Origin of the sequence: Paenibacillus solani, from assembly GCF_050475945.1 — a bacterium.
GTDB lineage: Bacteria > Bacillota > Bacilli > Paenibacillales > Paenibacillaceae > Paenibacillus_AQ > Paenibacillus_AQ solani_A.
In genome coordinates, this window is sequence record NZ_JBCMXJ010000027.1 from 1 (window position 1) to 14088 (window position 14088).

The window sequence follows — 14088 nt, forward strand, 5'->3', positions numbered from 1 at the left end:
AAAGTGTTTGACTTGCTCATTTAGAAGCTAACGTATTAACGTTTGCTTTGTGTTACATTGACGTGATCCATTTGTTCAGTTTTCAAGGAACTTGTTGGCTGCTTTGCCGATCAACTTCAATCAGCAGCGCAGTTTTATATCTTATCAAGTATCTGACTTGATGTCAACACTTTTTTTCGACGCCGTTCGACAAGCTTTAAAAGCTTTCGTCAAAAGCGACATCTAGTAATATACCATGGTACAAATAATATAGCAAGCACTTTTTGAATAAAACATATCGACTTTCTCATAACACTGATTATGTCCATGTTTTTATAACGAACGCCCTTTATCATTGTATAAATATCATCTTGAATTGCAATTGATTTCCTATATAAAAGGATTTAATGTTAGTTCATTACTTTCACGTATCAAGTTCATTCATCAGAAAGGAGCCCGCCTAATGTCAGACAAGAGCTTAGCTCTTCCAAAGCCAAAAACCGCCCCTCAACCTATGGGTGAGGCCAAGCAGCAGGCTACCGTGTACAAAATCTTACTCGCTATCAGTTTTGTGCACTTATTTAATGATTCAATTCAATCCGTGATTCCTGCTATTTTTCCTATATTAAAGGATAATCTTCTTCTTACCTTTACGCAGATTGGCTGGATCTCCTTCGCGATCAACTTTACTTCATCTATTATTCAGCCGGTTATCGGGTATGCCGCCGATCGAAGGCCGACACCGATCCTGCTTCCGATTGGCATGTGCTTCACGTTCGCAGGTGTATTTATTCTGGCCTATGCCCATACCTATATCCTCGTCTTGTTCGCTGTTGTATTGATCGGATTAGGCTCTGCGACCTTCCACCCTGAAGGCATGCGTGTCGCTCATATGGCTGCGGGCATGCGAAAGGGGTTATCCCAATCAATCTTTCAGGTAGGAGGAAATGCCGGTCAGTCACTGGCACCACTTCTGACACGGTACATATTCGTTCCTTTTGGACAGTTCGGTGCGATTGGATTCACCTTCGTTGCTGCGGCAGGCATCATTGTGCAGTCCTATATCGCCCATTGGTACCACAGTATGCTCAAGGCAGGTTACACATTTAAAAAGAGAGCCGCGGGGCGCATGCTTGATCCCGCACGCCGCCAAAGTATACGTAGGGCCACCCTGCTCCTTGTCATCATCGTGTTTGTCCGCTCATGGTATGGTGCAGCAATCAACAGTTATTATGCGTTTTACCTTATGGATGCTTATAAGATCACTATAGATAATGCTCAGATCTACATCTTTCTATTCCTTGCATCAGGAGCGGTCGGCACGTTCTTCGGAGGTCCACTGGCGGATCGCTTCGGTCGACGCAATCTAATCTTGCTCTCTATGATCGGCACGGCACCCATAGCATTGATTCTTCCTTTTGCCTCTCCGTTCTGGGCAGCCGTGTTATTGTTAATCGGCGGATTTGTACTTCTGTCGAGCTTCTCGGTCACAGTCGTATATGCACAAATGCTGTATCCCGGCAATATCGGAACGGTATCGGGACTGATCACTGGTTTCGCCTTTGGCATGGGAGGGATCGGTTCCCTGGTGCTCGGAAATCTCGGGGATGCTTGGGGAATCAGCAATGTCATTATTGCTGTAGGCTTCCTGCCTTTGTTCGGCCTGCTTGCTCTCCTCCTGCCAGGAGATGAGAAGTTGGACGAATGGGCCAAGGATTCCTAAAACAAAAACAGGTCCATTGCAGCATTAAGATACTCATCATCGCAGATACGGTGATGAGTATCTTTTATTTCATTTTTCGAACAAGTTTAATGAACCAGTATAGGAATATCCATGGTAATGCATACTTGGTCAGCCATTCGATGCTCAATCGAATCGTATTAGGTGCCTCCCCCTCCGCTATATTCCCTATCACCGTGACGAGAATAAAGAACAGCAACAAGCCGATACTCCCATAGAACACTTTGTTGGCTTTCATATCTGGCCTCCTTCCCCCTCCGCCTTTTCCATTATCCAATCTATCATATATAAAATGATCACTAATTAAAATAACAGGGAGTACAAACAAAGCAATCAAGAAAAAATTAATATACTTAATAAAAATGAAACCAGAATAAATCACACCTACGACTATCCTTGCGGATTAGGCTTAATTAAAAGAATGATTGAACATAGAGGGACTATTCCGTCCGTTGATCATACATGTCCTCAAAAACGATGATGGTGTTGAAATTCATGCAAATTATTCATTGCATTAAATAACAAAGACCCTGAAAGATCAGGGTCTTTGAGTTCTATTCCAGTCTACCTTCAGCGAACATCATCCAGAAAATATTTAATGATATAAAACTTTAGATTTTGTCTAGAGCACTCAGCAATCGGTATGCAATGATGGATACCTGAGCACGTGTAGATGTCTCTCCCGGTGCGAAGCGGTTGCCGTTTACGCCCTTCACTAATCCTTGGGATACGAAGAAAGATACGGCTGCACGTGCATCCTCCGAGATCAAATTATTGTCCTGGAATGACAACAAGCCTTCTTCGGCAACATCGATATCCATCACCTCTGCCATCATCATGACCATGTCCTCGCGGGTCAGCGGCTTCTTGGCTCCCGCTTCCTTGCTGCGTGTCTCCCAATCGATGCCTGTTTCAAAAATGCGGTCAAGTAGCGTCGCAAATTCGGCACGGGTCACCACATTGTTTGGTGAGAACCGGCCAGCACCTGTTCCATTCGTGACATGCTGTGACGCAGCAACTTCGATTTCATCCTTGGCCCAATGTTTGACGATATCATTGAAGCTTACGTTATTCTCAGCAGCTACATAAGATCCCGGTCCGTTGACACGGAATGTGATCGAGCCTCGTGTAGACGATTTCAGCAATCCTGCGGATTTCAGGTCGCCTGTTTCCGATTGGAGGTAAGCACCCACCTTACGCTTATCCTTCACTTTTGCCGGGTCATAGTTCAATGTCAGCAGCAGCGGATGTTTGAACTTCTCTCCGTGTTTGACTGAAACAACTGATGACACTGCATTTAATGTGCTGCTGGAGCTAGCTTTACTTGCAGCCACGGAAATCACTAAGCTGAATCCACTGCTTGTTGTGAAATCAGCCAAAGCATCGGCAGACACGGTCAAGGTGAAGCCGTTACCCGTAATAACCAGCGGTTTGCCTGACGCTTTCAGTTTTTCAACGGTCGCCTTGTTTAATGTGAATGTGACGTCGCTGTACTTCGTGAAATTCAGCTTCGAAATGTCCAGCTTCACTTCATCGCCCTCACCTGCGATTTCTGCGGTAACCTTCGTTTCTGACAAGGCAGCTGTTGCTGACTCGGAACCATCTGCATTTTTCTTGGTGGTTACTTTGGCGTCACCTATTACTTCAGGAGCTGGAGTGGAAGGGGTTCCGCCTCCCGAGGATGAACCGCCACCACTTCCTCCGCTTGAGCCACCACCCTGATTACCTGGTTCAGGGTTAACAGGATCTGGATTGCCAGATCCCGGTTCACCCGTGAGCTGCAGGGTTACCGAAGCCGTTCCCTGAAGCCCTTGACGGTCTTTGACATTCATCTCAACGGCATAACGGCCTGGAGATAATCCATCTAATGCAATGTTAAATGAACCATCTTGCTCAACCTCGAAACTGCCTTGCTTGGCCACCGATTGGTTCGCTCTTTTAACGACATAACTGGCATTCAGCCATTCGCTAACATCGAATTTAATTCCCCACTCTTCCCACATGGCTGGAGCAGCCGTTACATAGAAATCATCGATTGTACCGGTTAATGCAGGTTTGTTCTTGCTGGACAGTTTGACGTTCTGCTCCGTCTGGATGACAGGAGCTGCTCTCTTCACGAAGAAGGGAATCGCAGCATGGTCCGAGTGCACCTTGTTATTCGTATCCAAGGATAACAGCTGGATGGAATACAGTCCGTCCTGAACCTCTGCAATTTGGCCCGTTTCGTAATCCATATATTTTCCTGTCCAGCCTAACGTATATGGAATATTTGTATTAAAAAGGGCTTCTGCGCCGAATACTTGGCCGATAATACCATCTTCATCTACCCCTGCTTCTGGATTAAGACTGTCATACAAGTCTACAATGACAAGCTTCATCGGGTTGTAGAATTCAAAAGCGAGGTTCAATTCGCCCAATTCACCTGTCTCGGTCAATGGAATATGCGGCAAGTAGGTTTCTGTATCACTATACGCCTTGACATACTTCACGCCCGTAATCTCCAGATTAAAGTATGCTGCGTAAGGAACAGAATAAGATTGACTTCCATTCGTGAAGGTAATATAGCCTTGCTGTTCTGATATACCTTTGATACCTTCAAGTACCTGAAGGGTTACCGTCAGCTCTTCCTGATCTTGAAGTGTAAAGGATGTTTTATCTACTGTGACATGGACGCCCGGCGTGGACTTTGTGTCATTAATGATTACATTAAATGTGCCGCCTGTGCTTCCGATGCGTTCTACCTTTATTTTTTTCTGAACGGTCTTCGCAGATTGTCCAGTGAAATTGCCAAATTTGATGCTGCCAGTAATGTTATCCCGTTGGTTCGCTGATCCATACTCCTGATAAGATGTCTTGTCCAAGACCTTCACCAAAGCCTCTGCCTGGATCGTCTGCAGCGCTTGTACTCGCCCCGCCCCCTGATCCATGACTTCATAAACGTCGGTATTCAGCACTTTGGCGTTATTCATCAAAGCAACTTTTACATCGAATGGAGACCAATCTTTATGCTTCTCCAAAATAAGAGCCGCAAGCCCTGCCACATGTGGAGATGCCATGCTGGTTCCCGTAAGACGATCATAAGACTGGCTGTAATCGGCATTGGGGTCTACCTTTCCATACCTTGGAACGGAGGACAAGATGCTGGTCCCAGGCGCAACGACGTCAGGCTTGATATCCAGCGTCTTCTTAGCCGGTCCGCGTGAACTGGAGCCATACATTTCATCCCCTGCGTTTCGTTCACGTTTAAAGTCGGAGAAGTTCACCTTGAGATCCGGATTGGCAGCCAACTGCGATTGGATATAATCGCCATCTTCCTTGCTCATACTAAAGGTAGGTATGAAAGCAAAGCTGTCCCCAAGCAGAACGTCGATTGGACCCGGGTTCTGGTTGAATACGATAGCTCCCACTGCCCCCGCTGCCTTTGCATTCGCAATTTTATCGACAAAGGCGAGATCGCCACGTTTGATCAATGCGATTTTACCCGTTAGGTCTTTATCCGCGAAATCCTCAGGCTTGCCTAAATCCGCATAGACCAATTCAAAATCTCCGTCCAAAACGACTTCCGGGTCTTCTGCCAAATTCCAAGCCATCAAATCCAGCTCATATGTAGCATTCACTACCGTCACTGGAGCATTATTGATTTTCGATGGACTTTTATCTTCCTCCTTAACAACTTCCGAGGCCTCCTCCTCAAATCCCGGATCATCGATGCTACCTTCTTCTGGCTGATCTGCATTTCCATCTTGCTCTTTATCTGAAGATTCGGTTTCCCCGCCAGGTACCCGTTCTTCCGGATCAACGATTGATGCAATTGCATCATCATGGTCTGGCTGTGCTTCTGTATTTGCCGGTTGTGCTGTGTTTGCTTGAAGGTCCTCTGTGGCAATTTTGTTTACAATCGACTCTCCTGGCGCTTCTGCCGGCGTGAAAAAATGCGAAGTTGCCGTTATTTCATCACTTGGCCCTGTCGAATTCCCCACCGTAATCGCAAAGGCCGCAGCCCCCGGCGATCCGAGCGACCAGCGGTCAGGACCTGAATTGCCGCTAGCGACAACAGGCGTGACACCAGCCAATGCAGCATTATTGAGAGCTACAGAAGTCACATAATCCGGGTCATTACGCGCACTGCCTAGTGAGAGGTTGATGACATCCATTCCATCTTCCACGGAACGATCGATCCCTCCCAGTACCCAGCTGGAATAACCATTCCCATAAGGCCCCAGAACGCGGTATGCGTAAATCTCTGCTTCTGGCGCAATTCCCACTACTCCATATTCGCCAGCATCGCGTGCTCCGATGGTACCCGCTACATGCGTACCGTGATCGGTCCAGTAGGTGCTTCCCTTATCATTGACTTCCGGAGGATCGGAAGGATCATTCTCCCAATCGAGGGGGGTCGTTTCATAAGGATCATCATCATTATCAACGAAGTCATATCCGCCTTTATAAGCATCTATTAAGACAGGATGAGTGTAATCAATCCCCGTATCAATAACACCTACTTTAATACCCTTTCCTGTATATCCAAGCTCCCATACATCTGGTGCACCGATGAACGGCCCTGTATCTTTCATGTAAGGCTTCACCTCATCCTTCGGACCGACGCTTACCTCCACATCGGGATATACGCCCAGTACGCCAGGAATATCCAGCAATGCTTCAACCTGGCTTGCGTCGATTTCCATTGACACCCCATTGAATGCGTAGCGATACTGTTCCGATATTTCATGCGTAATATTCTTCGTATTCAAATCGCGGATAAAAGTCTGCTGTTCCAGCTCTACCTGTGCTTCTGCCTTTGCTTCCGCCGAAGAATTAAAGGATTGACCTTGTAAAAAGGATATACCTTTAGCCAAAGCAACAGGTTCAGCCGACAACTCCACTATGACTCTCGCAGGCCCCGCCGAGGATCTCCTCAGGCTCTGCTCCAACTGGGGAAACTCTGCTAGTTTAGCCCGCTGCTTCAGGATATCCTTAAGCTGCCTTGCCTCATCGGCGCTCAGTGAATTGTCCAGTTCGATCTGTTGCTCTGACGGAGCAGCCCCAGCTGCCGGTACAACTAGTGACAACGTTAATAGAAAACTTAATAGTACGGACCATAACTTTTTACTCAAGGCTTTGCCCCTCCCATAAGGTAGATGTCCCAATCACATTCAGGGTCCGGGATATCTCCATAGTTCCGTGCTGCCAAACTTGGTTATCCACTCCTTTCTGCATCAAAACTGACCCATGGTGAATAATTCTAGAATCCAAAAATAGAATCCTTCGTCTATATATGTATTTTTTTGTTAATTCCAGTCGATTATATAAGAGGTTTTGGCGAATGGTAGATAAGTTGATAGATTTGAAGGAATTTAAGGATATGCATAAGGAGTGAGTGGGGGTATGTGGGAGCGGGGGAAGGATGGTCATTATATTAGTAGTGTTCTTTTCCTTAACATCAAAAAAGAGCTGAACTGCGTCCGTAACGACACAGCTCAGCCCTTTCTTCTATGGTTGAATTGCATGATTTAAGATTTCATTTCTCGTTGTTTCATCATGATCGCTTCGGAACAGTCAGAGGGGTACCCCCAACGATTGTATACCTCATATTACACACTGGCTGGCCTAATAGCCACTGACCTAGCCAGCACTATTCATTCAATAGCCTCACGAACTCTTCCTCGTTGTCCAAAATATCAATGCCTAGCTGCTGGGCTTTGGCCAGCTTGCTGCCGGCTTTTTCCCCTGCGATCAGCAGATCGGTCTTCTTGGATACGCTGCCGGTGACTTTGGCCCCGAGGGCTTCCAGTCGTTCCGTTGCCTCTTCGCGGGTCAGCAGATGGAGCGTGCCTGTCAGCACGACCGTTTTGCCGCTGAAATAAGAATCGCTGCTGACTGGCTTCGGGGCTTCCGGCGCTTTCGCTTGGACGCCCAAAGACAGCATCCTCTCAATGCTCGCTCGCGCAAACGGATCGGCGAAGTATCCGGCGATGCTCTCGGCCACAATGCCGCCTACGTCCGGCAGCTCCACCAGTTCTTCCGGGGTCGCTTCCATCACACGGTGCAGATCACGGTAGTGATCGGCCAACATCTTGGTTGTGGATTTCCCCGTATTCGGGATACCTAAGGCGAAGAGGAATGATGCGAGGTCCCGCTCTTTGCTCTTCTCGATGGCATCCAGCAGATTCTGCGCTTTTCGGTCGCCGAAACGCTCCAGCTTAATCAAGCTGTCAAAGGAGAGCGTGTACAGATCAGCCGGCTCCTTCACGCTCAGCTCCTCATACAGCTGAATGGCGGTTTTGTCGCTGAATGTTTCAATATCCATGGCATCCCTGGAGGCAAAATGCGTAATCCGTGCTACGATCTGCGGCTTGCATCCGGTCTTGTTATTACAGAACAGATGGGCGCCGCGCTGCTCCAGCGGGAATCCGCAGGAAGGACATGCCTCCGGATACAGAATTTCCTCGCCATCCTGCTCCTCCGTTACTTTTCCGAGAATTTCGGGAATGACGTCATTCGAACGGCGAATGAATACCCGGGAGCCGAGGGCGAACTTGAGGTTCTTGCGCTCAATGTCTCCGACATTGTTCAGCGTACAATTCTGTACAGTAACTCCGGCCAGTTCAACAGGCTCTACACGCGCAAGCGGCGTTATTTTTCCGGTCCGGCCCACGTTCCAAGTAACAGCCTCCAGCACAGTCGTGGTCTCTTCCGCTTCGAACTTATAGGCAACTGCCCAGCGCGGGAATTTATCGGTGTATCCAAGCGCTTCGCGGGTGCGGAAATCCGTTACCTTCACAACTGCTCCATCAATAAGATAGTCGAGCTCCGAGCGGCGCTTCTCGATATCGGCCAATTGCTCCATGACATCATCAAACTGCTCAAAGTAGAAAATGTAAGGATTGACCTTAAGCCGGTTCTCACGCAGGAAATCCATCATTTCCTTATGGCTCTCAAAGGTGATTCCATCGGAATAACCTACATTATAGAAGTAAGCATTCAGCTTGCGCTCTGCCGTCACCTTCGGATTAAGATTACGAAGCGCTCCTGCGGCCGCATTACGCGCATTCTTTAGCGGCTCGGCGGCAGTCTGGTTATATTGCTCCAGCACAGACAGGTTCATAATACCTTCACCCTGTACTTCAATTGTCCCTTCCGAGTAGGGAATCGTCATCGGCACCGACTTGATGGTCTTCACCTGAGACAGAATGCCCTCGCCAACTGTACCGTTGCCCCGAGTCGACGCCTGAACCAGCTTACCATCCTGATAGGTCAGATTCAGCGTCAATCCGTCAAACTTCAGTTCCAATGCATAGCAAGGAGTCGGCAGAGGACTGCCGGGATTCTTCGTATTGTAGTCATTGACCAGCCTGACTACGCGATCATGCCAGGTACGGAGCTGCTCGATATTCTGGGCCTTGTCCAAACTCCATAACGGAGCCAAATGGCGGTGCGGGGTAAAACCCTTCAAAATCTCGCCGCCTACCCGCTGGGTCGGAGAATCCGGAAGTGTCACTCCAGTCTCTGTCTCCAACGCTACCAGCTGGTCGTACAGAGCATCATACTCCTTGTCGCTTACAAGCGGCTGATCCAGCGTGTAGTAATGGTAATTGTAATTGTTCAGCTCCGCAACGAGCTTCTCCATCTTATCCTTGAAATCCATGCAAGGGCCATCCTCCTTCAATGATATAAAGGCCATCCTCATTCTCGCTCCCATAACAAGCGTGCGGCCATGGTTAATCCCACTATTATATTATATTGTTGTCAAAACATCCGCTCTTATAAGGCGAGAGGATGCTAGCTCGTTTATTCCACCTTCGTAATCGGCGCAAAACCGGCCAGGAGACGCTTCACGCCTACAGGTGCCGGGAAAGCAATTTGCAGCTCCATGTCGTTTCCGCTGCCTTTTACCGCTACAATCGTACCGGTTCCCCATTTGCCATGGGCGACTTTGTCGCCGGCTTTGAACTCTCCGTCTCCGGAAGCAGCTGGCTTGCGGGAAGGCCCACCGGTGGTCACGGTCACTCGGCTCTTCGGCGCTGATTCTGCAGAAGCCGTTGATCCTCCGAGGGAAAGATCTCTTGCACGCCCGCCGCCAAAGTTGCTGCCTCCGCCTCCGCCGAAGCCGCGTCCTGCATAAGAACCACCCACACTACTTCCACCTCCGCGGCGGTAGCGGTCATGTGCCATCTGAGTATCTTCCTTCAGTTCTTCCGGAATCTCATCCAGGAAGCGCGAAGGCTGGTTCGCTGTCGTGCGGCCAAATAATGTACGCATACGCGCACAGGATAAGAACAGCTGCTTCTCGGCGCGCGTGATACCTACATAAGCAAGTCGGCGCTCTTCCTCCAGTTCTTCATTATCCATGAATGCGCGGCTGTGTGGGAATACCCCTTCCTCCATGCCGATGATGAACACTACCGGGAACTCCAGTCCCTTCGCACTATGCATCGTCATGAGTACCACCGCGTCATCACGGTCTTCCTCGTCGTCGTTCATCGAGTCGATGTCAGCGATCAAGGCAAGATCCGTCAGGAAGGAGACGAGCGACTTATCCTCGTTGTTCTTCTCAAACTCTTGTGTAACCGACAGGAACTCGTCGATATTCTCAAGTCGAGAGCGAGATTCAATCGTATTCTCATTATGCAGCTCGATCCGGTATTCGGACATTTCCAGCATTTTTTCCGTCAGCTCAGTTACCGACAAAAACTCCACCATGCGGCTGAGTGCGGCAATCATATCGTAAAAGCTCACCAGCGCATTGCGCGTACGTCCGGCAAAGCCGAGGTCATCCACGATTTCCAACACCCGGAAAATGGAGATGCCCCGCTCTGCGGCTGCGGCGGCCAGCTTGCCGACGGTGGTGTCACCGATGCTTCTTTTTGGCACATTAATAATGCGGGTTAAACTGATATCATCGTCCGGATTGGAAATCAGGCGAAGATAAGCAAGCATGTCCTTGATCTCTTTGCGATCATAGAACTTGATGCCTCCAACAATCTGGTACGGAATGTCCGATTTAATCAGAATTTCCTCGATTACGCGGGACTGCGCGTTCGTCCGGTACAGGATCGCATGATCCTGATAGCTTTTGCCAGCTTTAACGTTCTTGCTGATCTCCGAGGTAACAAAATACCCTTCATCATGCTCCGAATCCCCGCGGAACACCTTGATCTTCTCGCCCTCACCCTGCTCGGTCCACAGATTCTTCGGCTTGCGGCCGGTATTCAGACCAATCACATTGTTAGCAGCATTCAAGATGTTGGAGGTCGAACGATAATTCTGCTCGAGCAGAATCGTCTTCGCTTCAGGATAATCCTCTTCGAAATTCAGGATATTCGTAATGTCTGCGCCGCGCCAACGGTAGATGGACTGATCGCTGTCGCCCACAACGCAGATGCGGTGATGACTGTCCGCCAGCATGCGGCAGAGCATGTATTGCGCCCGGTTGGTATCCTGATACTCATCCACATGGATGTATTGGAATTTGCGTTGGTAGAAGTCGAGAACCTCGGGTACTTCCTTAAACAGCTGAATCGTGGTCATAATCAGATCGTCGAAATCCAGGGAGTTGTTGCTCTTCAGGCGCTTCTGGTATTCGGTGTATACCTTGGCTACCAGGGATTCAAAATAGTCCCCAGCCTTCTGTTCATACTGCTGCGGGGAGATTAGCTCATTCTTGGCCGCGCTCATTGCGGCTTGAATCGCCTTCGGCTCGAATTTCTTCGGATCGATATTTTGGTGCTTCATCACATTCCGGATCACTGACAGCTGATCTGTTGAATCCAAAATGCTAAAGTTCGACGTAAAGCCAATCCGTTCAATATCTTTGCGCAAAATACGCACACACATCGAGTGGAAGGTCGATACCCAGATGTCCTGGCCTTCCCGGCCGACCAGCTTGGATACCCGCTCCTGCATCTCGCGGGCTGCTTTGTTCGTAAATGTAATGGCCAGAATACTCCACGGTGCTGCCTTACGTGTGGCGATGAGGTATGCGATCCGGTGGGTTAACACCCGCGTTTTGCCTGAACCGGCACCCGCCATAATAAGCAGCGGTCCGTCGGTTGCTTCAACGGCTTGACGCTGCTGGGGATTGAGACGTCTTACGGCCTCTTGTATGTCAATGGAATGCATATTGGTTGCCTCCTAGGGGATGTAGATTGAATACAAGGGGGAACCCTTGTTAGAGATTTAGAGATATTGGAATTAAATGCTAATAGGTTAGATGAAACAAGTAAGAACAATGGTGATACAAATGAATGAAGCAAATAAGTAAAACAAGCGAGTGAAACTAATAAGTAAAACAAGTAAATAAAACAATAAATAATGCTAATGAATGAAGCAAGTGAGTGAAAGCAAGTGAGTGAAAGCAAGAAAAAAAACGGTAAAAGCTTGAGGAGGGGCGATATACATCTATATTATATGTTCAAGCATCAACCCGCCCTACTGCTGAAATGCTCAGCCTTTCACAGCCTTTACCGTCTCCAAGGCCTGCTCCAGTTGATCATAAATAATATTACCGACCACGATCGTATCTGAACTGGCTGCTGCCTCCACCGCCTGCTGGGCGTTCGTAATGCCGCCGCCATAGAATAAACGTGCGTTGTCCAGCGATCTTCGGACGGTTCGCACCGTCTCCATATCTCCAAACACGCCGCTGTATTCCAGATACACAATCGGCAAATTCATGAGCTTGTCCGCGATCTGCGCATAAGCAGCCGCAGCGCTCGCATCGATGGATGTGTCCGCCCCCGTCAACTTGGCAACGGCCGCCTGCTCATTTAATACGATATAGCCTTCGGTTACGACCAGATCCCATGGAATCATATATCCATATCGCTCAATACCCTCATGATGCCTGCCCATAATCCAGGTTGGGTCCTGCGTATTCAGAACCATCGGGACCATGTACAGATCAAATCCGGGTACAACGGCTTCCAGGTCCGACACTTCCTGCACACATGGCAGCTCATAACGTCTAACTCGGGATAGAAGATCCACGGTATTTTCATAAGTGACTCCGGTTGAACCTCCAACCATAATGGCATCGGTTCCTGACATGCATACCGCATCAAGCGCGTCGTCACTGATCTCCTTATCAGGGTCCAGCTTAAACACATGCCTCCAGGATTGTATCATCTCTTTCAAGCGTCATTCCTCCACGTTCACGGGTTACTATCATACTAAAACAAGTCTATGCCAGCACGGGTATCAAGTCAATTTATGTTCGCATAAAATACGAACATTTTTTTGGTAATTGGGTCTCATGACATCAAAAAGCCCGCCATTCTCTTTTGAAAAGGCGGACTTTGGTACAGGACGCTTCCAAGACCAATAAGACAATAAGACAATAAGACAATATAAATAGGTAGTACATAAATTGAAACTATACAAGACACTCTACAAGTCATTCACTTGGTAAGGCTATATCTCAAACTGCTCTTCTCCAGCTCCGGTTCTGTCAGCAAATCTGAGTAAACGCCATACACCCCCCATTTTTCATAGTTGTTGACGGTACGGATGTCATTGATGGTGTGAACATACGTCACGGCACCGGCCTCTCTCAGCTTCGCTACGAAATTCGGGGTGACTTTATATTCCGGCATGGTAACCGCAGCGATATCATGGTTCTTTACAAAAGCCGTGATTTTGTCGGGTGAATCCTGCGTTGCATATAGCGTATATATAATCGACTCAAACGGATAGATGTCCCGGATCATATCAAGCATCGGCTCATTGTATATTTGGACGACGACCCGATCCAGAATCTCCGGATTGCGCTGTTTCGCAGCCTTTACAATCTCGGTGAACAGGTACTCGATATCCAGCTCTTCCTGCTCCTTCGTATCTGTCACGATATAGATATCGGGATGACGCTGCATCATATCCATAATGGCGTCGATGTCCATTGGCTGGTATTGCTCCAAAATCGGCGTGTTTATGAATTCCTCATGGCTCAGCCGTGCTGATTGCTTATCTTCAGGAAGTTTATCTTTCTGGCCAAGCTGCTGTGTCATGCTCTCTGTCCATTCATGCCGCGCAACAACTTTGCGATCCTCGGTCAGCATTAAATCGATCTCAAATACCCGGGTGCCTTGCTCGTAGTTCGCAATCATCGCTTCATATGCATTCGTATAGGGCTGGTCACTGATGCTGCCCATAGCATGAGCAATCAAGCGGTAGGCGGTAAATCCCTCCGGCTGCTTCTCATTCACGTTAAAGGTCAGAAATAAAATCATCATGGCGGTACATAAAAACAGGACTGCTGCGATCCGTTTCATGGTATCCCCACCTTCTGCATCGAGTATCGTTATTGCTAGGTAAATACCCTGTCAGATGACCCGTTAAACCAAAAACCGCCATTTGGCGGCTGCCAAATGACG

7 protein-coding genes are annotated in these 14088 nt (G+C 48.3%); 1 reads left to right on the top strand and 6 read right to left on the bottom strand.

What is annotated here, in order from left to right:
• The first annotated feature begins 442 nt into the window (after positions 1–442).
• Positions 443–1702: an MFS transporter gene (locus tag ABEQ74_RS28470; RefSeq protein ID WP_430125558.1), complete on the top strand. Its 1260-nt coding sequence runs from the start codon at positions 443–445 to the stop codon at positions 1700–1702.
• Between the two features lie 64 nt (positions 1703–1766).
• Here ABEQ74_RS28470 and ABEQ74_RS28475 read toward each other — a convergent pair whose 3' ends face one another.
• From ABEQ74_RS28475 to ABEQ74_RS28500, 6 genes are all read right to left on the bottom strand, one after another.
• Positions 1767–1958 carry a hypothetical protein gene (locus ABEQ74_RS28475; protein WP_430125559.1) on the bottom strand — a complete coding sequence of 64 codons (192 nt, stop codon included), beginning with the start codon at positions 1956–1958 and terminating at the stop codon, positions 1767–1769.
• A 373-nt stretch (positions 1959–2331) separates the two neighbouring features.
• Positions 2332–6834, bottom strand: coding sequence for a S8 family serine peptidase (locus ABEQ74_RS28480; RefSeq protein WP_430125560.1), 4503 nt, complete (start codon positions 6832–6834; stop codon positions 2332–2334).
• A gap of 518 nt (positions 6835–7352) precedes the next feature.
• Positions 7353–9365 carry an NAD-dependent DNA ligase LigA gene (gene ligA / locus ABEQ74_RS28485; protein WP_430125561.1) on the bottom strand — a complete coding sequence of 671 codons (2013 nt, stop codon included), beginning with the start codon at positions 9363–9365 and terminating at the stop codon, positions 7353–7355.
• A gap of 143 nt (positions 9366–9508) precedes the next feature.
• The gene (gene pcrA, locus ABEQ74_RS28490) at positions 9509–11839 is read right to left on the bottom strand and encodes a DNA helicase PcrA (protein WP_430125562.1); all 2331 of its coding nucleotides are present in this window, start codon (positions 11837–11839) and stop codon (positions 9509–9511) included.
• Between the two features lie 324 nt (positions 11840–12163).
• Positions 12164–12853, bottom strand: coding sequence for a heptaprenylglyceryl phosphate synthase (locus ABEQ74_RS28495; protein ID WP_430125563.1), 690 nt, complete (start codon positions 12851–12853; stop codon positions 12164–12166).
• 263 nt (positions 12854–13116) lie between these two features.
• Positions 13117–13986 (bottom strand): phosphatidylinositol-specific phospholipase C/glycerophosphodiester phosphodiesterase family protein, encoded by an 870-nt coding sequence (locus tag ABEQ74_RS28500; RefSeq protein ID WP_430125564.1) that lies wholly within the window; start codon positions 13984–13986, stop codon positions 13117–13119.
• Positions 13987–14088 lie beyond the last annotated feature (102 nt).